The following is a 22588-nucleotide window of genomic DNA, read 5'->3' on the forward strand; positions in this document are numbered from 1 at the left end:
ATGGTTGGGGGCACGACCGGTTCAACGAGCCCGGTTCTCGAAGAAGATGCGCGCGCCAAGGTCAATCTGACCCTGCGCGTCATCGGCCGTCGAGTTGACGGCTATCATGATCTCGAAAGCGTCGTGGCCTTTGCCGATTGCGCCGACAGATTGACGCTGGAAGCTGGCGGCGATCTGTCGCTCACGGCCACCGGTCCGCGCGCGCAGGAATGTGGCGACACCGCCGATAATCTCGTTATCAAGGCCGCGCGCTTGCTCGGCGAGCGGGTTGAGGATCTTACATTCGGGCGCTTTGCACTCGACAAGCACTTGCCGGTTGCCGCCGGCATTGGCGGCGGGTCGGCGGATGCTGCCGCAGCGCTCCGCCTCCTGGTGCGCGCCAACAATCTCGAAATGGACGATCCCCGCGTGCTCGAAGTGGCGCGCCTGACCGGCGCCGATGTGCCGGTTTGCGTGCCGTCGCACGCCTGCGTGATGACGGGTGTGGGCGAAAACCTGCTGCCGCTCAGCATTCCGCGTTTACCCTGCGTGATGGTCAATCCGCGCGTGCCGGTAGCGACCAAGGATGTGTTCAAGGAGCTCGGTCTGAAGAATGGCGAGCTGCGTGTCGGGGTCAAGGACGTGTTGAAACGGGCCACCTGGCCGAATGAAGGCGGCTCACTCGATGCCTGGATCGATGCGCTCAATGCCGGAACCAACGATCTCGAAGCGCCTGCGCTGAAGGTCGAGCCCGCGATTGACACCGTGCTGTCGGCCTTACGCGGTGCCGAAGGCGTTCGCCTGGCTCGCATGTCGGGTTCGGGCGCGACCTGTTTTGCGCTGTTCGGCAACGACACCGATGCGCAGCGCGCGGCCGGTGCCATTCAACTCGCCCACCCGCTGTGGTGGGTGCATGCCGGCGCGCTGAGCTAGCGCGCCACCCGTGGCGCTAACTGCCCCATCCAGCGCTATAGCCGCCATCCACCGTGTAGATCACGCCGGTCGTATAGCCCGCGCGATCTGACGCCAGAAACGTCATCATGTCGGCGATCTCGCGCGGTTTCGCAGCGCGGCCGAGCGGCAAGCCCTGCTGCAATTCCCGGAAACGGTTCTCGTCCCCGAACTGCGCCTTGGCGCGGGTCTTCATCAGCGTGATGTGGCGCTCGGTCTCCACCGGGCCCGGGTTGATGCCGACGACGCGGATATTGTCCTTCAGGCTCTTGCCGCCCAGCGCCCGCGTGAACGCCATCAACGCGGCATTGCCGGCGCTGCCGCAGATGTAATTGGCGTCGAACTTCTCGCCGGCAGCGCCGATGTCGTTGACGATCACGCCATGACCGCGCGCCTTCATCTGCGCATAGACGAGGCGCGTCAGATTGATGAAGCCGAACACTTTGAGGTCCCAGGCATGGCGCCAGGTCGGCTCGTCGATCCTGTCGAGCGATCCGCCGGGAATATCGCCGGCATTGTTGACGAGGATGTCGATATCGCCAGTTGCGACCGCCAGCTCGGCCAGATCGTCCGGCTTGCGCAGATCGACGCCATGCACGGCGACGTCGATCTGGTGGTTGGATCGCAGCCGGTCCGCCAGCGCTTGCATCTGCTCCACATTGCGGGCCGCGAGGCGGAGATCGCAGCCTTCTTCGGCAAACGCTTCCGCGGCCGCCGCGCCGATACCCTTGGATGCGCCCGTGATCAGGACGCGCTTGCCGCGCAAATGAAGATCCATGGAATGCCTCTGGATTGCAGAAGGGATTGTCTGCGACAGAGTTAGGCCCCTGCGGCAAAACCGGTCAACATTGCAGTGCAGCGTTGATCGCAGGCCGGCTTTGGTCCACATCTGCAGGCAGAATTACTGGCGAAGGAACCCCACGTGAGCGCACAAAAAGAATATCGGATCGCGGTCATCCCCGGCGACGGCATCGGCAAGGAAGTGATGCCGGAAGGCTTGCGTGTCCTTGAAGCGGCAGCGAAAAAGCATCGCGTGAAGGTGCATTTCGATCATTACGACTTCTCGTCCTATGACTATTACGAGAAGCATGGCCAGATGATGCCGGACGACTGGAAGGCGCAGATCGGCAAGCACGATGCGATCTATTTCGGCGCCGTCGGCCTGCCGGCAAAGATTCCGGATCACATTTCGTTGTGGGGCTCGCTGATCAAGTTCCGGCGCGAATTCGACCAATACGTCAATCTGCGCCCGGTGCGCCTGATGCCCGGCGTGCCCTGTCCGCTGGTCGGCCGCAAGCCCGGGGACATCGACTTCTGGGTGGTGCGCGAGAATACCGAGGGTGAATACTCCTCCGTCGGCGGTCGCATGTTCCCGGACACCGATCGTGAATTCGTTACCCAGCAGACGGTGATGACCCGCACCGGTGTCGACCGCATCCTGAAATTTGCGTTCGATCTCGCCCAGTCGCGGCCGAAGAAGCACCTGACCTCGGCGACCAAGTCCAACGGCATCGCGATCACGATGCCCTATTGGGACGAGCGCGTGAAAGCGATGGGCGCCAACTATCCCGAGGTGAAGTGGGACCAGTATCACATCGACATTCTCACCGCGAATTTCGTGATGCATCCGGACTGGTTCGACGTCGTGGTTGCATCCAACTTGTTTGGCGACATCCTGTCCGATTTGGGCCCGGCCTGCACTGGCACCATCGGCATCGCGCCATCCGGCAACATCAATCCGACCGGCGATTTCCCGTCGGTGTTCGAGCCGGTGCATGGCTCGGCGCCGGATATTGCCGGGCAGGGCATCGCGAATCCGATCGGTATGATCTGGTCCGGCGCGATGATGCTGGAGCATCTCGGCGAGAAGGCTGCTGCGGATTCCATCGTCAAGGCTATCGAACGCACACTCGAAGAGCGTACACTGCGGACGCGCGATCTCGGCGGTCAGGCCGATACCGGCGCTTGCGGCAAGGCCGTCGCTGAGATGATCGAGTAATCTCCTGCTACTGATGCGCAAAAAATGCCCGGCTTCATGCCGGGCATTTTCGTTTCAGGATAGCTCGAAGGTTAGGCGGCGATCCGCCGGCAATGCTTCCACGCCGCCGCGATCAAATTCACGCTCGCTTCCGGCGTGCGGAAAGCCGAATGCGCCGATAGCGTCACGTTTGGCAGTGTTGTCAGCACATGGCCAGCCGGCAGCGGCTCGATGTCGAACACGTCGAGGCCGGCATGGCGCAGATGACCGGACCGGAGCGCATCGATCATCGCCGCTTCATCGACCACGGCTCCGCGCGCTGTGTTGACGAGAACGGCTCTCTTTTTCATCTGGCCGATACGTTCGCGGGTGATCATGCCGCGGGTTTCGTCGTTCAGCAGAAGATGAATTGACACGACGTCGCTCTGCGACAGCACGGTTTCCATGTCAGTGAACTCGACACCGGGATGGGTCTTCGGCGACCGGTTCCAGGCAATCACCTTCATGCCCGAACCGAGCGCAATACGCGCGACTTCCGCAGCGATGCCGCCGAAGCCGATCAGACCAACCGTTTTGCCAGTCAGCTCCATGCCTTCATCGCGCAGCCAGTTGCCGGCCCGCATTTCACGGTCTTGCTGGGCAAGGCCGCGCGCAGCAGCCCACATATGCGCGATGGCGCATTCGGCAACGGCCGTATCGCCATAGCCGCGGATCAGGTGGACTTCGATCCCCAGCTCGGCGAGCTCCTCGATATGCATATAGCTGCGCGCACCGGTGCCGAGAAACACCACATGCTTCAGGCCGGCGCACTGCTTGGCCACATCGGTCGGCAGATAGGTGTGATCGACGATGGCGATCTCGGCGCCGTCCAGCACCTCAGGCAAATCGGCCGACTTGATGTCCTCATCCCGATTGATCTTGATTGCGATGTCGCCCGGCTGCGTCAGCCGTTCCAGAATCTTCGCCAGCTCTTCGCTGGCATCGACGAATACACCCCGCATCACTATCCCCTGTCTGTCTTCGTTACTTCGATGCGACGCCGGCAAGCGCCAGCACCGTATGCATCAATACATTGGCGCCGGCGGCGCAATCTTCCTGCGTCGAGCTTTCGAGCTCGTTGTGGCTGATACCATCCTTGCTCGGAATGAACACCATCGCTGTCGGCATGATGTTGTTGAGGTTGCAGGCGTCGTGGCCGGCGCCAGAGGTGATACGGCGATGCGAGTAGCCGAGCGAGGTCGCAGCGGTCTCGACCGCATTGACGAAGTCCTTGTTGAAGTGCGTCGGCGGCTTGTGCCAGACCTTGTCGAAGGCGACGTCGACCTTGCGATGCGCAGCGATCTCCTTGATGGCGTCGCGGACGCCCTTCTCGATGGCGTCCAGCTTGCCGGCGTCGGCGCTGCGCAGATCCATGGTGAAGGCGATCTCGCCGGGGATCACATTGCGTGACGGATTTGCGATCACGGCTTCGCCGATGGTGCCGAGCGCGCCGATATTGCTGACCACACGCTCGGTGGCGAGCACGATCTCCGACAATGTCGCCAGCGCATCCTTGCGCAGCGGCATCGGGGTCGAGCCGGCATGGCTCTCGAAGCCGGTGATCTTGCCGTCGAACCACAGCACACCCTGGCCGGAATCGACTACGCCGATGGTCTTGCTTTCGGCCTCCAGGATCGGGCCCTGCTCGATATGCAGTTCGACGAAGCCCGAGAATTTCTGCGTGCCGACCGCAACGTCGCCGCGATAACCAATCTCGTCGAGCGCTTCGCCAACGGTGACACCTGCAATGTCCTTGCGCGACAGAATGTCGTCGGTGGTGAAGTCGCCGACATAGGCGGCGGAGGCCATCATCGCCGGCGCAAAGCGTGAGCCTTCTTCATTGGTCCAGTTGGCGATGCAGATCGGCATCTCGGTTTCGATGCCGGCATCGTTCAGCGTGCGGACGACTTCGAGCGCGCCGAGCACGCCGAGAATGCCGTCGAACTTGCCACCGGTCGGCTGGGTATCGAGATGCGAGCCGACGCCGATCGGGGCCTTCGACATGTCGCGGCCCTTACGCAGCGCGAACATCGAGCCGAGGGCATCGACATGCACCTCCAGGCCGGCGTCTTCACAGGCCTTGCGAAACCAGTTGCGGACCAGTTTGTCTTCGGGCCCGAGCGTCAGGCGTCGCACACCGCCTTTTGGGGTGCCGCCGAATTTCGCTGTCTCGTTGATGGTGTCCCAGAGCCGCGCGGAATCGATTTTGAGGTTGTCGCCAAGCTTGGTCATGCGGTCTGTCCCGAGAAGTTTGTGTTGAAGAGGCCTGCTTTTCAATGACCCGGCGATGCCGGCTCGTCAACCAATGGGCTGTTCTGCGCCAGTTGCGCAGCAATGCCTGCGACGAGTTCGATCGCGGCCGTGTCGGGTGACGCGAGCCAGCTTGCCGAAAATGTCAGCGGCTGGAGCTGCAGGTTGGTATTGAGCAATTGTAGGCGTCCGTCCGCGAGTTCGTTCTCGATGATGGCTGTCGGGATCAGTGCTATGCCTAAGCCCTCAATCGCCATGTGCATTACGGTAGACAGCGACGCGCTGGCGTGCAGCCGGATCGGTGGCAGGTCGGGCCGGTTGAACAGCGAGCGCGCGATCTCGTAGGGCCGGGTCTTGCGCGAGAAGGTGATGATGGGAAATTTCGCGAGGTCATGGATCGAGAGCAGATCATTGCCGAGCCCGAGCGAAGGGCTGGCGAGAAAGCCGACGGGGTAGTCGCACAGCACACGGTTGCGAATGTTGGATGTCGAAAGCGGCCCGAGCACGAAAGCGAGATCGATCTCCTGTGCCTGCAGCCGCGCATTCAGGTTCGGCGTGATATCAACCTCGATTTCGAGGGACAGGTTCGGATACGAGATGTTGACGTGCTTGATCAGCCGCGTCAGCAAAGTGTGGACGATGGTCTCGGCGACGCCGAGCCGCAGCACGCCGCGCATTGCCGAGCGATCGCCAACCGCCGCCATCATCTCTGAGCGCAGGCCGATCAGCTTTTCGGCATAGACCAGCATCTGCCGTCCGGCCGTCGTCGGCGAGGCCATACGGCGGTCACGCTGCAGAAGCCGCACGCCCATCTCTTGTTCCAGTTGCGCGATACGCTGGGAGATTGCCGGCTGGGTCGTGTTGAGCTTCTGGGCCGCGCCGCGGAAGCTGCCGAGATTGACCACCCAGAGAAAAGTCTCCAGCGCCTTGAAGTCCGCCATGGATGCGATCCGGCTATCGATAAGTAGGATTTATGGATGTCGATTAAAAACAACGATTAGACATTATACTAGCCCTGAGTTTCAGTGCGTGTCGAGGCAGAATTAGGCAGGACACTAAGATGGCTATTTCTTCGGCAGCGCAGCAAAGCGACGATCGATCCTCGGATTTGCCCAGCGCGGTTGCTCGCCGCGAATATCGCGCGGGCAAATATGGCAGCACCGCCGGAGTAGCCCCGGGTTATGTCCAGGGCAATCTCGTGATTTTGCCGGAAGCCCAGGCCGCAGCCTTTCATCGCTTCTGCCAGCTCAATCCGAAGCCGTGCCCGATCATCGGCATGTCGGATGTCGGCAATCCAAGCATTCCCGCGCTCGGTCTTGATCTCGATATCCGGACTGACATTCCGCAATATGTCGTCTGGAAGGATGGCGAGGCGATTGATCGCCCTTACGAGGTGACGAAGTACTGGCGCGACGATCTCGTGTCTTTCGTCATCGGATGTTCGTATTCGTTCGAGGAAGCCATGATGGCCGACGATCTGCCGATCCGTCATATCGAGCAGGATGTGCTGGTGCCGATGTATCGCACCAACATCGCCTGTAAATCCGCAGGCCCGTTCGCCGGGCCGATGGTGGTGTCGATGCGGCCGCTGAAGCCGGCTGATGCTATCCGCGCCGTCCAGATCACCTCGCGTTTTCCCGCAGTGCATGGTGCGCCGGTACATCTCGGTCTGCCGCAGTCGATCGGCATCAAGGATATCAATAAGCCTGATTACGGCGATGCGGTGCACATCAACGACGATGAAATCCCGGTGTTCTGGGCCTGTGGCGTGACGCCGCAAGCCGTCATTGCTGCAGCGCGCGTGGCGTTCGCGATTACGCATGCGCCGGGTGTCATGCTCGTCACGGACCTGAAGAATAAGCATTTGGCTGTTTTATAAGAAGCAGCTTGCCGATCTTTCGAGCTTTACCGTAACCTTGATTAGTTTCATCGATAGCCGCCGGTCACAAAGGACAAAGACATGACGATTTCTCGCCGAAACGTATTGCTTGGAGGCGCCGCTTCCGCCGCGCTGCTGCCTCTCGCCAAGCCTGCGCGCGCGCAGGTCAAGGAAGTCGTGATCGGCGTGATTTATCCGCTGTCTGGCGCCAGCGCGCAAATCGGTGTCGATGCGCAGAAGGCTTTCGAAACGGCTGCCGATATCATCAACAAGGATTACGATTTCGCGTTGCCGATGGCGAAGGGTGAAGGCTTCCCCGGTCTCGGCGGCGCCAAGGTGCGTCTCGTATTTGCCGATCACCAGGCCGATCCGCAGAAGGGCCGCGCTGAAGCCGAACGCCTCATCACCCAGGAAAAGGTCTCGGCCATCGTCGGCACCTACCAGAGCGCCGTAGCCGTCACCGTCAGCCAGATCTGCGAGCGCTACCAGATCCCGTTCCTGTCGGCCGACAACTCGTCGCCAAGCTTGCATCGCCGCGGTTTGAAATATTACTTCCGCGCCGCTCCGCATGACGAAATGTTCTCGACGGCGATGTTCGATTTCTTCGATGCGCTGAAGAAAAAGGGGCAGAAGATCGAGACGCTGGCGCTGTTCCATGAAGATACGATTTTCGGTACGGACTCGGCGAATGCGCAGCTCAAGCTCGCTGCCGACCGCGGTTACAAGATCGTCGCGGACATCAAGTATCGCGCCAATTCGCCGTCGCTCACTGCCGAAGTGCAGCAGCTCAAAGCTGCCAATGCCGACGTGCTGATGCCGTCGAGCTACACCACTGATGGCATCCTGCTCATCAAGACCATGGGCGAACTCGGCTACAAGGCCAAGAACATCGTCGCACAGGACGCCGGCTTCTCCGAGAAGGCGCTGTATGACGCGGTCGGTGACAAGATTCCGGGCGTGATCTCGCGCGGTTCTTTCTCGCTCGATCTCGCCGCCAAGCGTCCGATGGTCGGCAAGATCAACGACATGTTCAAGGAGAAGTCCGGCAAGGACTTCAACGACTACTCCTCGCGCCAGTTCATGGGCCTGATCGTGATGGCCGACGCCATAAATCGTGCCAAGTCCACCGATGGTGAGAAAATCCGCGAAGCGCTGGTCGCCACCGACATGCCGGGCGAAAGCACAATCATGCCGTGGGCCAAGGTCAAGTTCGACGAGTTGGGCCAGAACAACAACGCCGATCCGGTACTGCTGCAGTATAATGGTGGCAAGTTCGTTACCATCTTCCCGCCGCAGGCCGCCGTGGCGGATGCGATCTGGCCGATGCCGTAAGGCGCGTTCTCTAAACGCATGTGGCGTCGTCGTCGGACTCGACGACGTCACCACACACTCCGGTGTCATCACCGCGAAAGCGGGGATCCATATCCTCCGAAGGATTGGTTTACACCTGGTCTGACCGGCATCGCCCAGTTGTGATGTCGGTGGTTATGGGTCCCCGCTTTCGCGGGGACGACAGACAGAGAGGATTACTTCGTGACCGCCGCGACCATCATCCAGAGCCTTGCCAGCGGATTGCTGATGGGGCTGCTCTACGGCCTGCTCGCGGTCGGCCTCGCGCTGATCTTCGGGCTGATGGACGTCACCAACTTCGCCCATGGCGAATTCCTGATGTTGGCGATGTATCTCACCTTCTTCCTGTTCATGTTCTGGGCGGTCGACCCACTGCTGTCGATCCCGCTGGTGGCGGCCGGCATGTTCGTGTTCGGCGCGGTGATCTATCTCGTGATCATACGCTTCGCGATGCGGGCCAAGGCCAATATCGGCATGGTGCAGATCTTCGCAACCTTCGGCCTCGCCATTCTGATGCGCGGCCTCGCGCAGTTCTTCTTCACCCCGGATTATCGCAGCATCCCGGCCTCGATGCTCGGCGGCAAGACGATCTCGATCTTCGGCGTATTTCTGCCGGTGCCACAGCTGGTCGGCGCGCTGATTTCCATTGCTGCCTTCGGCGCGCTCTACTTCTTCATGAAGAAGACCGACTTCGGTCGCGCGCTCGAAGCGACCCGTGAGGATGCCGGTGCCGTGGCGCTGGTCGGCATCGACAAGAACAAGGTGTTCGCCCTCGGCTGGGGCCTTGGCTCGGCGCTGATCGGTCTCGCCGGCGGCGTGATGGCGATCTTCTTCTACATCTATCCCGACGTTGGCGCGTCCTTTGCGCTGATCGCTTACGTCACCGTGGCGCTCGGCGGCTTTGGCAGCGTGTTCGGCGCGTTCGCGGGCGGCATCATCGTCGGTCTGGTCGAGGCGACCACGGCGATGATCCTGCCGCCGTCGCTCAAATCGGTCGGCATCTATGCCGTCTATCTTCTCGTCGTCTTTGTCCGGCCGCGCGGCCTGTTCGGATCGATCTGATGGACAGCTTCACCCAACGTCGCCGCCGCGACCTCATCCTCGCCGCCGCGCTTGCGGCCATCGCCGCCTGCGTGCCGTTCTTCGTCAAGGACGTCTATGTCCAGAACATCATGGTGCTGACTCTGATGTATGCGGCGCTGTCGCAGGCCTGGAATATCCTCGGCGGCTATTGCGGCCAGATTTCGCTCGGGCATGCGCTCTATTTCGGCCTCGGCGCCTATACGACGGCGCTGCTGTTCACCAAATTCGGCGTGCTGCCGTGGTTCGGCATGCTCGGCGGTGGTATCATCTCCGCGCTGATCGCGCTCGCCTTGGGCTATCCGACCTTCCGCCTGCGCGGCCATTATTTCGTCATCGCCACCATCGTCATCGCCGAAATTGGCTTCCTGCTGTTCCACAACTGGGACTATGCCGGTGCGGCGCTCGGCATCGACATCCCGGTCCGCGGCGATAGCTGGGCCAAGTTCCAGTTCACGCGTAGCAAGCTGCCCTTCTACTACTTCGCCCTCGTGTTCTGCTGCGTCGCCTGGTTCATCACCTGGTGGCTGGAAGACTCCAAATGGGGCTTCTGGTGGCGCGCGGTGAAGGATAATCCCGATGCGGCCGAAAGCCTCGGCGTCGTGGTGTTCAATTCCAAGATGGGCGCGGCCGCCGTCTCGGCCTTCCTCACCGCGATCGGCGGTGCGTTCTACGCCCAGTTCGTTTCCTATATCGACCCCGAAAGCGTCATGACCTTCCAGTTCTCGCTGCTGATGGCACTGCCGGCGGTGCTGGGCGGTATCGGTACGCTATGGGGACCCGTGCTCGGCGCGGTCATCCTGATCCCGATGACCGAACTGACACGCTCCTTCATCGGCGGCTCCGGCCGCGGCGTCGATCTCATCCTCTATGGCGCAGTGATCGTCGTGATCTCGCTGGCGCGGCCCGATGGTTTGATCGGCCTGTTCTCGCGACGTCCGGCTTCGAAAGGAGTGCCGCAATGACGACACCTCTTCTCGAAACCCGTGGCGTCTGGCAGCGCTTCGGCGGCCTGATCGCCAATAGCGACGTCTCGATCTCCGTCGGCGCTGGCGAAATCGTCGGCCTGATCGGGCCTAACGGCGCCGGCAAGTCGACACTGTTCAACCTGATCGCCGGCGTGCTGCCGCCGACGCAGGGCACGATCTGGTTCAACGGCGAGAACGTCACGCAGATGCCGGCGGCGGAACGCTGCCAGCGCGGTATCGCGCGCACCTTCCAGGTGGTGAAGAGCTTCGAGACCATGACCGTGATCGACAACGTCATCGTCGGCGCGCTGATCCGCAACGAAAAGATGCGCGATGCGCGGCGCAAGGCACATGAGGTGCTCGAGTTCTGCGGTCTTGCCCCGCGCGCCGACAAGCTTGCTAGGGATCTCATTCCGTCGGAGAAGCGCCGCCTCGAAGTGGCGCGTGCGCTGGCCACCGAACCGAAGCTCCTGATGCTCGACGAATGTCTCACCGGCCTGACGCCGCTCGAGGCGCAGTCGGGCGTGGCCCTGGTCCGCAAGGTCCGCGAGACCGGCGTCACCGTGCTGATGGTTGAACACGTCATGGAAATCGTCATGCCGCTGGTCGACCGTGCCATCGTGCTCAATCTCGGCAAGAAGCTTGTCGAGGGCAAACCCGCGGATGTCGTGCGGCATCCTGAAGTCATCAGTGCATATCTCGGGGATCGCCATGCTGTCGGTGCGTGAGGCCACCACCGCCTATCAGGGGCTGGTCGCCATTTCGGACGTCACCATCGACGTCGCCAAGGGCGAGATCGTCGCCGTCTGCGGCTCCAATGGTGCCGGCAAGTCCACGCTGATCAAGACCATCGCCGGCGCCGAGCGTCCGCGTTCGGGCACCGTCACCTTCGATGGCGAGCAGATCAACGGCGTGCCGCAGCATCTCATCACCGCGCGCGGCATCGCCTATGTGCCGGAGAACCGCCGGCTGTTTCCGCGGTTGTCGGTGGAAGACAACCTCCGCCTCGGCAGCTACATGTATCGCGGCAAGCCCGATCGCGACGAGCCGTTGAAGCTGGTGTTCGACCTGTTCCCGCGCCTTTCCGAACGTCTCGAGCAACGCGCCGAAACCCTGTCCGGCGGCGAGCAGCAGATGCTGGCCATCAGCCGCGCACTGATGACCCGTCCGCGCCTGTTGATGCTCGACGAGCCGTCGCAGGGCATCATGCCGAAGCTGGTGGACGAGATCTTTCAGGCGGTCATCAAGATCCGCGACGCGGGCATGACTGTGCTGATCGTCGAGCAGCGCATGGCCGAAGTGCTGGAGATCGCCGACCGCGCCTATATCCTGCAGACCGGCCGCGTCCAGATGCAGGGCAAGGCGTCGGAGATCGCGACCAATCCGGATGTGCGCAAGGCGTATCTGGGGCTGTAAGTTGTCGCGGGACGTGGGCGACTAGTGCCCATGTCCATCATGATCCGGCAGAACCAGCCCAAACGTCGCCACCAGGTCCTTCACTTGCGCCGGCGTCAGGTACCGAGGGTTGAGCCCGCGCAGCAGCAGATAGAGTTTCGCGGTTTCTTCGAGTTCCTCGATAGCATAGACCGCTGCTTCCAGCGTGTCGCCGGACACCACCGGGCCGTGATTGGCCAGCAGCACCGATGAATATTTGCCGGCGAGGCCCTTGATGGCATCGGCGACCGCCGGATCGCCCGGCCGATAATACGGCACCAGGGCCGTCGCGCCGCATTTCATCAGGTAATAGGGCGTCATCGGCGGCAGCACCGCGCGTGGGTCGATCTCCGGCAGCATCGAGACCGCGACCGAATGGGTCGAATGCAGATGCACCACGGCGCGGGCGGCGCTGCGGGTCTCATACAGCGCCGTATGCAGCGGAACCTCTTTGGTCGGCGCATCGCCAGACATGAGGCGGCCGTTGCTGTCGAGGCGCGATAGCCGGGCCGGATCGAGTGAGCCCAGTGACGCATTGGTCGGGCTCACGAGCCAGCCGCCATCATCGCAGCGCACACTGATATTGCCCGATGAGCCCGGCGTCAGCCCACGGTCGAACAGCGAGCGGCCGAGCCGGCAGATCTCTTCACGGAGCTTTGTGTCAGTCACCGGATGTCCTCGGTCTTTTCTAGGCATTTCCTCGTGATGCTTTTTCCCACGCTTTGGCATGATGGCCAAGCCGTGTTACCGAGAGGCAAGGCCGCCTCAAGCTGGCCATCGAGGACCCCTAGGGAATTGCCGCATGTCACCTGCATCTGAGAAACCACGCGTCGCCGTTATTGGTCTGGGGTCGATGGGTTATGGCATGGCCCTGTCGCTCAAGAAGGCCGGCTTCACGGTGACTGGCTGCGACGTCTCGGCGGATGCGGTGAAGCGCTTCGTGGCCGACGGAGGGCAGGGCGCTGATACCCCGGCCGGTGCCGCGCAGGGCGCGGATATCGTCATCAGTGTCGTCGTCAATGCCGCGCAGACGGAGACCATCCTGTTCGGGACGGACGGCGTTGCCGAAACGCTGCCGAAAGGTGCGGTATTCGTATCGTCCGCGACGATGGATCCCGATGTCGCCCGCCGCCTCGCCGGGGATCTCGAAGCCACCGGCCGACATTACCTCGATGCCCCGATCTCCGGCGGTGCACAGCGTGCGGCGCAGGGCGAACTCACCATTCTTGCATCCGGCAGCGAGGCTGCCTTTGCCAAGGCGCGGCCGGCGCTCGATGCGATGGCCGCCAAGCTCTACGAACTCGGCGATGCCGCCGGGCAGGGCGCCGCTTTCAAGATGATCAACCAGCTCCTCGCAGGCATACATATCGCCGCCGCCTCGGAAGCCATCGCGTTTGCCGCCAAGCAGGGTCTCGATATCCGCAAGGTCTACGAGGTGATCACCGCCTCCGCCGGCAACTCCTGGATGTTCGAGAACCGCATGCCGCATGTGCTCGATGGCGATTACACGCCGCGCAGCGCGGTCGATATCTTCGTCAAGGATCTTGGCATCATCCAGGACATGGCGCGTACGGCGAAATTCCCCGTGCCGGTCTCCGCTGCGGCACTGCAGATGTTTCTGATGACCTCGGCCTCCGGCATGGGCCGCGATGACGATGCGTCGGTGGCGCGGATGTATGCCAAGGTCACCGGCACCAAGCTGCCGGGCGAGCCGAATTAAGAACACGAGGACGATCGATGCCCCGCTTCGCCGCCAATCTCAGCATGATGTTCAACGAACACGCATTCCTCGATCGCTTCGATGCCGCGGCCAAGGCAGGCTTTACTGCGGTGGAGTTCCTGTTCCCCTACGAGCATCCGCCGGAAGCGATCGCCGAACGACTGGAACGCAACGGGCTCAAGCAGGTGCTGTTCAATCTGCCACCGGGCGATTGGAATGCCGGCGAAAAGGGTTTTGCCGCACGTCCCGACAAGTTCGATGAGCTCCGGCAGAGCATTCACACGGCACTGCCTTATGCCCTGGCCACCAATGTCCGCCGCCTGCACATGATGGCGGGTCTCGCCGATCGCAAGGATCCGAAGGCCGTCGCGGCCTTCCGCAAATCCGTTGAATGGGCCGCGAATTTTCTCGGCGAACATGGCGTCGACGTGGTGATTGAGCCGATCAACCCGCGCGACGTGCCCGGCTATTTTCTCAACGACTTCATGTTCGCGCGCGACATCATCGCCGACATGAAGATTCCGAATCTCGGGCTGCAGTTCGATATCTATCACTGCCAGATCATGCACGGTGACGTCACCATGCGGCTGCGCGAGATGCTGCCGTGGATCGGGCATATCCAGATCGCGAGCGTGCCATCGCGCAACGAGCCGTCCGGCGAGGAACTGAACTATCCTTTCCTGTTCGATGAACTCGACCGGATCGGCTACGACAATTATGTCGGTTGCGAATATCGCCCGGCCGGCGACACGGTCGCAGGACTTGGCTGGTTCAAGCCCTATGCCGGAGTGAAAGCATGACGCTGGCACTGGGCTGCATCGCTGACGACTACACGGGTGCGTCCGACCTGGCCAACACGCTGACCCGCTGCGGTCTGCGCACGGTGCAGACCATCGGCATTCCTGCTGATGATCTGCAGCTGCCGGACGTCGATGCCGTTGTAGTATCGCTGAAGAGTCGCTCGATCGCGGCCAGCAGGGCGGTCGAGAAATCGCGCGCCGCCGAAAAATGGATGCGCAGCCGCGGCGCGGATCATGTGCTGTTCAAGATCTGTTCGACATTCGACTCCACCGACGCCGGCAATATCGGCCCTGTGATGGACGCGTTGCGGCTCGATTCCGGTGACAATATCGTGCTGGTGACGCCGGCATTCCCCGAGACCGGCCGCACGGTCTATCAGGGCAATCTGTTCGTTGGCTCCGTGCCGCTGAACGAGAGCCCGCTGAAGGATCACCCGCTCAATCCGATGCACGACTCCAATCTCGTCCGTGTGCTGGCGCGGCAGAGCGCTACAAATATCGGGCTGGTCGATCTCGGAGTTGTCGCCTGCGGTGCCGACGTGGTGCGGACGCATCTCGATGGACTGTCGGAGAATGGTTTTGGCGCAGCGATCATCGACGCCGTGTTTGCCAGCGATCTGGAAACCATCGGTGCGGTTGCCCTGGGTCATCGCGTCTCGGTCGGTGCATCCGGCATGGGGCTTGGTCTCGCGCGCGCACTGGTCGCGTCCGGCCGCGTCAAGGCGAATGCGGCCACCTCGATCAAAGATACGCCTGTGGGTGGCGCTGCAGCCTGTCTGGCTGGGAGTTGTTCGCAGGCGACGCTGCAGCAGATCGCACGCGCCGAACTGGTGATGCCGGTGTTGCATCTCGATCCCGAACAGGTGATTGCCGGCGGCGCGGAAGTTCAGCGCGCGCTCGGCTGGGCGAAGGAGCGGCTCGGCAAAGGCCCGATTCTGATCGCCAGCAGTTCGACGCCGGATCAGGTGACGGCGCTGCAAAAGCGCCATGGCCGCGATGCCGCGGGGCATGCCATCGAGCAGGCGATGGCCGATCTCGCTGAAGGTCTCGTCCGCGCCGGCGTACAACGGCTCGTCGTGGCTGGCGGCGAAACATCCGGCGCTGTTGTGGATCGGCTGGACATTCCGGGTTTTCTGGTCGGTGCCGAAATCGCCGCCGGTGTGCCGGTGTTGCGCGCGGTCGGTGCGGCGGAGCGCCAGATGTTGCTGGCGCTGAAGTCCGGTAATTTCGGTGGACCGGCTTTTTTTGAAGATGCGCTTGGCCTGATGACCTGATGGATGTCGCCCAATCCCGGGGCGACAGGCTGCCCGAATAGGCAGGGCGCTGCTTGCGCCGCGCGCATTACAGATAGTTCATCTTGACCGGCCCATGACACCTTGGGTGTCGCGAGCCGCAGCCGCGTCTATTTAAGCCTAAAACTGTTGTGCGGACGCCACGGCGGCCCGGAAACAATTAACAATACCGCTGAAGTGAATTGCCGTGAGGCTTCGCGCGTTAGCTATTTTGTCGCAGGTCGGGTAAATCTGCTGGCGTGGACAGGCCGGGAAACCGCTCGTTCGCAGCCCTTCATGCAAAGAGGATTGCCCGTTCATTCATGAACCGAGCCGATAGGCTTATGCCGGCCCGGCTCACTAATCGGATGCGGATGATCTCTCTAAACAGGTGAATTCGATCGTGGGCAGGCGGGTTCCCGCAGTGCCCCTCTCGTCAATATATCGAGGACTGCCCGTTCATGATCTCGTTGGTGCGCATCGCCCTGACCCGGCCTTACACCTTTGTGGTGCTGGCCCTGCTGTTGCTGATTGTCGGGCCGCTGGCCGCGCTTCGCACGCCGACCGATATTTTCCCTGATATTCGCATCCCCGTCATCGGCGTGGTCTGGCAATATACCGGCCTCCCGCCGGACCAGATGTCCGGCCGTATCACCACGCCGTTCCAGCGCGCACTGACCACCACGGTCAATGACATCGAGCACATCACGGCGAATTCCTATGCCGGCTTCGGCATCATCAAGATCTTCTTCCAGCCCAATGTCGACATCCGCACCGCCAATGCGCAGGTCACCGCGATCTCGCAGACGCTGATCAAGCAGTTGCCGCCCGGCGCCACGCCCCCGCTGATCCTGAACTATTCGGCCTCGACGGTGCCGATCATCAACGTCGCATTGTCGGGTGACGGTCTTACCGAACAGAACCTCGCCGATATCGGCATCAACCAGCTCCGCACGCCGTTGGTCACCGTGCCAGGTGCCGCGATCCCGTATCCGTTTGGCGGCAAACAGCGTCAGATTCAGATCGATCTCAATCCGGGCGCGCTACAGGCGCGTGGTCTCTCGGGTCAGGACGTCGCCAATGCATTGGCGGCGCAGAACCTGATCACGCCGGTCGGCACGCAGAAGATCGGCGAGTTCGAATACACGATCAACCTCAACAATTCGCCGCTGAAGATCGAAGAACTCGGCCGGCTGCCGATCAAGAGCGTCAACGGCGCCATGGTCTATGTGGATGACGTCGCCACCGTGCGCGACGGCAATCCGCCGCAGACCAATATCGTGCATGTGGATGGCAATCGTTCGGTGCTGATGCAGGTGCTGAAGGCGGGCTCGGTTTCCACGCTCGATATCATCTCCGGCATCAAGCAGAAGGTGATCGACTATCGCGCGGCGCTGCCGGACGCGTTGAAGATCAGCTATATTGGCGACCAGTCAGGCTTCGTGCGCGGCGCCATCGAGGGCGTGGCCGTGGAAGGCGTCATCGCGGCCTTGCTGACGTCGGTGATGATCCTGTTGTTCCTCGGCAGTTGGCGTTCCACCGTCATCATCGCGGTGTCGATCCCGCTCGCGGTGCTCGGCGCCATCATTATGCTGTCGATGATCGGCGAAACGCTGAACATCATGACGCTGGGCGGTTTGGCGCTCGCAGTCGGCATCCTCGTCGACGACGCCACGGTGACCATCGAGAACATCAATTACCATCTGGAGCAGGGCAAGGACGTCGAGACCTCGATCATGGATGGTGCGGCGCAGATTGTGACGCCGGCTTTCGTATCGCTTCTCTGTATCTGTATCGTCTTCGTGCCGATGTTCTTCCTCAACGGCATTGCGCGCTTCCTGTTCGTGCCGATGGCCGAAGCGGTGATGTTCGCGATGGTCTGGTCGTTCCTGCTGTCGCGCACGCTGGTGCCGACCATGGCCAAATATCTACTGCAGCCGCATGTCCATCATGAGGGCGAGAAGCCGCCGACCCGCAATCCGCTGGTGCGTTTCCAGCGGGGCTTCGAAGCCGGCTTCGAGCGGATCCGCGGCGGCTATCACGGCCTGCTGGACATGGCGCTGGCGCGGCGCCCCGTTTTTGTGATTGGCTTCCTCGGCGTCGTCGGCGTGTCGTTTCTGCTGGTGCCGTTCCTTGGCCGCAACTTCTTCCCGTCGGTCGATGGCGGTGCCATCCTGATGCATGTCCGCGCCCAGGTGGGCACCCGTATCGAGGAAACTGCCAACCAGTTCGCCGATATCACCAAGGCGGTGCGCAAGATCATTCCGCCGGATCAGATCGAGACCATGACCGACAATATCGGCATGCCCGTCTCCGGCATCAATCTCACCTATAACAACACCGGCGTGATCGGCCCGCAGGATGGTGACTTCCAGATCAAGCTGAAGGAAGGCCACAGGCCGACCGAGGAATATGTGCGGCTATTGCGCGAGCAACTGCCGCGGCAGTTCCCGGGCGTCAGCTTTGCCTTCCTGCCCGCCGACATCGTCAGCCAGATCCTGAACTTCGGCGCTCCGGCCCCGATCGACCTGCAGATCCGCGGTGCGAATCTCGCGGCGAACTTCGAATATGCCAACAAGCTGCTCGGCAAGATCCGTCGCATTCCCGGCATTGCCGATGCACGGCTCCAGCAGTCGCCGAACAATCCCGGCTTCAACATCGATGTCGACCGCACCCGTGCGCAATATGTCGGCCTGACCGAGCGCGATGTCACCAACAGCCTCGTGGTCAACCTCGCAGGTTCGTCGCAAGTCGCGCCGACCTATTATCTCAGTCCTGATAACGGCGTGTCCTATTCCATCGTGATGCAGACGCCGCAATACAAACTGGATTCGCTGGGTGCGCTGGAGACGCTGCCGATCACGGCCGTGAATGCCAGCAACAACTCCCCGATGCTCGGCGGCATTGCCAGCATCAATCGCTCGACCTCGAATGCCGTGGTGTCGCAATATGACATCCAGTCGATGGTGCAGATCTATGCCACCACGCAGGGGCGCGATCTCGGTTCCGTGTCCAACGACATCTACAAGGTGTTGGAAGAAACCAAGGCGGATGTGCCGAAGGGCAGCAATGTGGCGCTGCTCGGTCAGGTGCAGACCATGAACAGCGCCTTTGCCGGCCTGCTGTTCGGTCTGCTCGGCGCCATCGTTTTGATCTATCTCTTGATCGTCGTGAACTTCCAGTCCTGGTCCGATCCGTTCGTGATCATCACCGCGCTGCCGGCGGCATTGGCCGGCATCGTCTGGATGCTGTTCACGACGCAGACGACGCTGTCGGTTCCGGCATTGACCGGCGCCATCATGTGTATGGGCGTCGCAACAGCCAATTCTGTGCTGGTGATTTCCTTTGCCCGCGAGCGCTACGCGATCCTCGGCGATCCCATCAAGGCTGCGTCTGAAGCCGGTTTCGTCCGCTTCCGCCCGGTGTTGATGACGGCCCTGGCCATGATCATCGGCATGGCGCCGATGGCGCTGGGGCTGGGCGAAGGCGGCGAGCAGAATGCGCCACTTGGCCGCGCTGTCATCGGCGGCCTGATTTTTGCTACCATCGCCACGTTGATGTTCGTGCCGGTGGTTTTCAGCATGGTTCACAAGAAACAGCAGCCTGCGCCGGACGCGGCCACCTCGGAGACTTTGCATGCCCACTGAGCAGACCCCCCCGGTATCGCGCCGCAAGCTCGGCCTGGTCGGAGTGATTGGCCTGTGCGCCGCAGGCGCCATCGTCGTCACCGGCATCATGGCCCGCGCCAAGACCGAGAGCGATTTAAAGGCCTGGACCGACGATCAGGCGATCCCGACCGTCGCTGTGGCTCCCCCGGATGCCCGCGTCCTCAACGCGTCGCTCGATCTGCCCGGCCGGCTCGAAGCCTATTACCGCGCGCCGATTTTTGCCCGCGTCTCGGGCTATCTGAAGAGCTGGAGCGCCGATATCGGTGCACAGGTCAAATCCGGCCAGGTGATCGCCGAGATCGAAGCCCCGGACCTCGATCAGCAGTTGCTGCAGGCCCGTGCTGACCTTGTCAGCCAGCAGTCCAGCGCCAAACTGTCGGAAGCAACGCTGAACCGCCGCAAGACGCTGGTGGCGTCGAACTTCGTCTCGGCGCAGGAAATCGACGAACGCACCGCCGACCTCAACAACAAACGCGCCGCCGTGAATTCCGGTCAGGCCAATGTTGAGCGGCTGGAAGCGCTGGCCGGTTACAAGAAGATCACCGCGCCGTTCGACGGCGTCGTCACCCAGCGCAACACCGACGTCGGCGCGCTGATCTCGGGTGGCACCGGAACCGGCGCCGCGATGTTCGTGGTATCTGATATCAAGAAGCTGCGCGTTTATGTTGACGTGCCGCAGAGCTATGTGCCGGCGATCAGGTTAGGTGCCAAGGCGATCATCAGCGTGCCCGATCATCCGAACAAGACGTTCCCGGCCACGGTGGAGGCCTCGTCGCAATCGGTCGATGTGGCGTCGGGCACCACGCGCATGCAGCTCGTGCTCGACAACCCCAATGGCGAATTGCTGCCGGGTGGCTATGCCAATGTGAAGATGAGCCTCGCGCGTGATTCCGCGCCGCTGCATGTGCCGGCCTCGGCGCTGATCTTCAACAAGAGTGGCCTGCGCGTCGCGACCGTTGGCCCGGACGACAAGATCCTGTTCAAGACCGTGACTATTGCCAGGGATCTCGGCCGCGACATCGAGCTCGCGTCCGGCATCACCGCGGACGACCGCATCGTTATTGCCCCGCCGGACGGCCTCAACGACGGCGACAAGGTCCGCATTACAGGCGGCAGCGCGCCGAAGAGCGGTAAGCCGACGGCGGAGACGGACAAGAAGGAAGTGAAGGGGTAGGGCGTTGACGCCGCGCTATGCCGGGCCCATATGCCCGACAAAGTGACCCCTGCGTTTACGATCGTCTAGTGCGTGATGCCTTCGCGATCGAACAGCGCCATCAAGGTGCAGCTCATTGTTGCGATCAGTTTCTCCTCGCCTCGCTCCACCGCAAAGGCCTGGCCCTCGCAAACCGTTATGGTTCTGCCGGGCTTGAGAACGTGGGCCCGAAACAGGAAATGCTCGCCGCGGGCCGGGGCCAGAAAATTGGTCTTGAATTCGACGGTAAGTACTGCGGCATTGTCGGGCATCAGCGAGAAGGCGGCATACCCGCAGGCTGTATCCAGCGCTGTTGTGATGATGCCGGCATGAATGAACCCGTGCTGCTGCGTAAAGGCGGTGTTGTACGGCATTTTGAGTTCGACTTCGCCGGCGGCCTGACGCGCAACTTCGATACCCAGTGTCGCCATCGCCGTTTGGCGGGCGAAGCTCGCCTGCACACGGGCCTCGAAGTTTGCATCCTTTGGAATGAATTTGGTCATCTCGCTTTACTGCGCCTTTCGCCACTCCAGCACGCCATCATCCGCCGTGCTGATCGGCCCCGACGCTCCCACCGGCGTCTTGTCCTGATCCATCAGAAACGCCAGCGTCGCCTGGTCCTGCACCGGCACACGCGCCAGCGCGCGTTCATTGGCAGCAGTGCGCAGGATCACCACGCCGTGTTCGATCTCGCCACCGCGGCCGTAGATCACCGTGAAGCTTTCGACAGTGCCGTTGCCCGAGGCCTCGGTGACATATGTCGGAATGGGCTTGCGGTTACGGTCGGCGTCCGCCTGCACATTGGTATCCTGCGCGAGCGGCTGTTTCGGCGCGTCCTTCGACACCACCAATGCGTGGTGCTTGGTGACGAAGCCGCCTTGTGCATAGAGCAGTCCCGTCCTGGTGCCGGCGCGGATTTTGCGCACCATCGCGCAGGCGGCATGCGCCATGTAGTCGTTGAGTGGCGCGCCGAAGAATGTCAGACCACCGGTCACCGTCGGTTGCACGTCGGCACCCAATCCCAATGTGCGGCGGGCCATCTTCGGCACGCAGGGGAAGCAGCTATAGAGCTCGATGGCGCCGAAATTCTTACCAGAGCCGCCGACCAGATCCATCGCGACTTTCAGCACGGCATTCTGCGCGTGGCTCTCCACATACTGGTCGCGGTCGAGATAGTCGCGCGGCTCCTCGGCCGAAGCGCCGCCCCAGATATGCACGATGCGATCCTCGGGCACGCCGGCAGCGCGCGCCTTGGCAAGGCTGGTGACGAGGATGGCGGCCGACTGGTTCACCATCGGATTGGCGACCATCAGCTTGGTATAGGGCCAGGCGATCAGCCGATTGTCAGGCGTCGGCGTTGTGATCTCGTCGGGCGTGAAGGCCTTCTTGTTCCACGCTTCCGGATTGGTCGCCGCGACACCTGCATAGCGCGACCACAATTCTCCAGACTCTCGATGCGCCTCCCGCGGCGTCTGGCCCCAATGTGCAGCGGAGGCGGCTTCATAGAACGGATAGACCGTGACCGGTTTGGCCACGCCGAGCTTGGTCGCCATCGGCTTCTGATAGTTGGCACCGCGCAGCGGCTCCGGCGCATCCTTGGCGAATGGCGTCCAGGGCAGATCCACCTTGGCGCGTTCAGCCTTGGTCGCGGTGCCCTGCGATTCCGCGCCCGTGATCGCCGCGACCTGCGATTCGCCGCGCGCGATACGCTTGGCTGCTTCATGAATGTAGCGGATCGGGCTCTCGCCGCCGACCGGGCCGTAATAGGCGTGCTTCGGCGCGATGCCGAGCTTCTCGCTGAGCTGCTTCTCCGGAGCCGTGTAGCGCCAGCTCAGGAAGTTCACGATGTCGAGCGAGTCGATATCGCCAAGCAGCTTGCCGCCTGAATCCTGTTCCGCGCGCTTCAACGCCTCAATCATCAGCGCGAGCGGCTCGAGACCCTCCGTGAGTTCCTTCGGATGATCGGAGAATTCGCCGACGCCGACGATAACGGGGATGCGCTCTTCAGCTTGGTTCGACACTGCCATTG

The 22588-nt window shown here is 62.1% G+C and carries 20 protein-coding genes; 13 read left to right on the forward strand and 7 right to left on the reverse strand.

Annotation, left to right across the window (positions count from 1 at the left end):
• Positions 1 to 912, forward strand: a complete 912-nt coding sequence (locus AB7783_RS28115) for a 4-(cytidine 5'-diphospho)-2-C-methyl-D-erythritol kinase (RefSeq protein ID WP_439062172.1) — start codon at positions 1 to 3, stop codon at positions 910 to 912.
• A 16-nt stretch (positions 913 to 928) separates the two neighbouring features.
• On the opposite strand, the gene AB7783_RS28120 is transcribed toward AB7783_RS28115, so the two are convergent.
• On the reverse strand, positions 929 to 1708 hold the full coding sequence (locus AB7783_RS28120) for an SDR family oxidoreductase (RefSeq protein WP_441279431.1): 780 nt from the start codon (positions 1706 to 1708) through the stop codon (positions 929 to 931).
• Positions 1709 to 1852: 144 nt separating this feature from the next.
• Here AB7783_RS28120 and AB7783_RS28125 point away from each other — a divergent pair, with 144 nt between their 5' ends.
• The gene (locus AB7783_RS28125; RefSeq protein ID WP_441279432.1) at positions 1853 to 2929 is read left to right on the forward strand and encodes a tartrate dehydrogenase; all 1077 of its coding nucleotides are present in this window, start codon (positions 1853 to 1855) and stop codon (positions 2927 to 2929) included.
• Between the two features lie 71 nt (positions 2930 to 3000).
• Here the strand turns inward: AB7783_RS28125 and AB7783_RS28130 are convergent, their stop codons facing one another.
• From AB7783_RS28130 to AB7783_RS28140, 3 genes are read right to left on the reverse strand one after another with little or no spacing between them, the layout of a single operon-like run.
• The gene (locus tag AB7783_RS28130; RefSeq protein ID WP_439057168.1) at positions 3001 to 3909 is read right to left on the reverse strand and encodes an NAD(P)-dependent oxidoreductase; all 909 of its coding nucleotides are present in this window, start codon (positions 3907 to 3909) and stop codon (positions 3001 to 3003) included.
• Between the two features lie 22 nt (positions 3910 to 3931).
• Entirely contained in the window at positions 3932 to 5179 is a 1248-nt protein-coding gene (locus tag AB7783_RS28135; RefSeq protein WP_231078085.1) for a Zn-dependent hydrolase, read from the reverse strand.
• 41 nt (positions 5180 to 5220) lie between these two features.
• Complete coding sequence (locus AB7783_RS28140; protein ID WP_441279433.1) at positions 5221 to 6138, reverse strand: LysR family transcriptional regulator; 918 nt, start codon at positions 6136 to 6138, stop codon at positions 5221 to 5223.
• Positions 6139 to 6257: 119 nt separating this feature from the next.
• On the opposite strand from AB7783_RS28140, the gene AB7783_RS28145 reads away from it, so the two are divergent.
• From AB7783_RS28145 to AB7783_RS28170, 6 genes are all read left to right on the forward strand, one after another.
• Positions 6258 to 7076, forward strand: coding sequence for a putative hydro-lyase (locus AB7783_RS28145; protein ID WP_441279434.1), 819 nt, complete (start codon positions 6258 to 6260; stop codon positions 7074 to 7076).
• A gap of 81 nt (positions 7077 to 7157) precedes the next feature.
• Entirely contained in the window at positions 7158 to 8408 is a 1251-nt protein-coding gene (locus tag AB7783_RS28150) for an ABC transporter substrate-binding protein (protein WP_441279435.1), read from the forward strand.
• Between the two features lie 246 nt (positions 8409 to 8654).
• Positions 8655 to 9488, forward strand: coding sequence for a branched-chain amino acid ABC transporter permease (locus tag AB7783_RS28155; RefSeq protein WP_210269314.1), 834 nt, complete (start codon positions 8655 to 8657; stop codon positions 9486 to 9488).
• Complete coding sequence (locus AB7783_RS28160; protein ID WP_170849756.1) at positions 9488 to 10471, forward strand: branched-chain amino acid ABC transporter permease; 984 nt, start codon at positions 9488 to 9490, stop codon at positions 10469 to 10471. Before AB7783_RS28155 ends, AB7783_RS28160 begins: the two co-directional genes overlap by 1 nt.
• Positions 10468 to 11202: an ABC transporter ATP-binding protein gene (locus tag AB7783_RS28165; protein WP_068733262.1), complete on the forward strand. Its 735-nt coding sequence runs from the start codon at positions 10468 to 10470 to the stop codon at positions 11200 to 11202. Before AB7783_RS28160 ends, AB7783_RS28165 begins: the two co-directional genes overlap by 4 nt.
• On the forward strand, positions 11186 to 11890 hold the full coding sequence (locus tag AB7783_RS28170; protein ID WP_068733264.1) for an ABC transporter ATP-binding protein: 705 nt from the start codon (positions 11186 to 11188) through the stop codon (positions 11888 to 11890). Before AB7783_RS28165 ends, AB7783_RS28170 begins: the two co-directional genes overlap by 17 nt.
• Before the next feature lie 21 nt (positions 11891 to 11911).
• Here the strand turns inward: AB7783_RS28170 and otnC are convergent, their stop codons facing one another.
• On the reverse strand, positions 11912 to 12577 hold the full coding sequence (gene otnC / locus AB7783_RS28175) for a 3-oxo-tetronate 4-phosphate decarboxylase (protein WP_441279436.1): 666 nt from the start codon (positions 12575 to 12577) through the stop codon (positions 11912 to 11914).
• Between the two features lie 133 nt (positions 12578 to 12710).
• On the opposite strand from otnC, the gene ltnD reads away from it, so the two are divergent.
• The 5 genes from ltnD to AB7783_RS28200 all read left to right on the forward strand — a co-directional run bounded on the left by ltnD (position 12711) and on the right by AB7783_RS28200 (position 20541).
• Positions 12711 to 13628 carry an L-threonate dehydrogenase gene (ltnD, locus tag AB7783_RS28180; protein WP_441279437.1) on the forward strand — a complete coding sequence of 306 codons (918 nt, stop codon included), beginning with the start codon at positions 12711 to 12713 and terminating at the stop codon, positions 13626 to 13628.
• A gap of 17 nt (positions 13629 to 13645) precedes the next feature.
• Positions 13646 to 14428 carry a 2-oxo-tetronate isomerase gene (gene otnI, locus AB7783_RS28185; RefSeq protein ID WP_184513501.1) on the forward strand — a complete coding sequence of 261 codons (783 nt, stop codon included), beginning with the start codon at positions 13646 to 13648 and terminating at the stop codon, positions 14426 to 14428.
• Positions 14425 to 15702, forward strand: a complete 1278-nt coding sequence (gene otnK, locus AB7783_RS28190; RefSeq protein ID WP_441279438.1) for a 3-oxo-tetronate kinase — start codon at positions 14425 to 14427, stop codon at positions 15700 to 15702. The genes otnI and otnK overlap by 4 nt, the downstream gene beginning before the upstream one ends.
• Positions 15703 to 16160: 458 nt before the next feature.
• A complete protein-coding gene (locus AB7783_RS28195) occupies positions 16161 to 19346 on the forward strand; it encodes an efflux RND transporter permease subunit (protein ID WP_441279439.1) in 3186 nt (1061 codons plus the stop codon).
• A complete protein-coding gene (locus tag AB7783_RS28200) occupies positions 19336 to 20541 on the forward strand; it encodes an efflux RND transporter periplasmic adaptor subunit (RefSeq protein ID WP_092139487.1) in 1206 nt (401 codons plus the stop codon). The genes AB7783_RS28195 and AB7783_RS28200 overlap by 11 nt, the downstream gene beginning before the upstream one ends.
• Before the next feature lie 65 nt (positions 20542 to 20606).
• Here the strand turns inward: AB7783_RS28200 and AB7783_RS28205 are convergent, their stop codons facing one another.
• Both AB7783_RS28205 and AB7783_RS28210 read right to left on the reverse strand, forming a co-directional pair.
• A complete protein-coding gene (locus AB7783_RS28205) occupies positions 20607 to 21062 on the reverse strand; it encodes a PaaI family thioesterase (RefSeq protein ID WP_439079396.1) in 456 nt (151 codons plus the stop codon).
• Positions 21063 to 21068: 6 nt separating this feature from the next.
• Complete coding sequence (locus AB7783_RS28210) at positions 21069 to 22586, reverse strand: acetyl-CoA acetyltransferase (RefSeq protein ID WP_441279440.1); 1518 nt, start codon at positions 22584 to 22586, stop codon at positions 21069 to 21071.
• Positions 22587 to 22588 lie beyond the last annotated feature (2 nt).

This window comes from Tardiphaga sp. 172_B4_N1_3 (assembly GCF_052076035.1).
GTDB classification, from domain to species: Bacteria; Pseudomonadota; Alphaproteobacteria; order Rhizobiales; family Xanthobacteraceae; genus Tardiphaga; species Tardiphaga robiniae.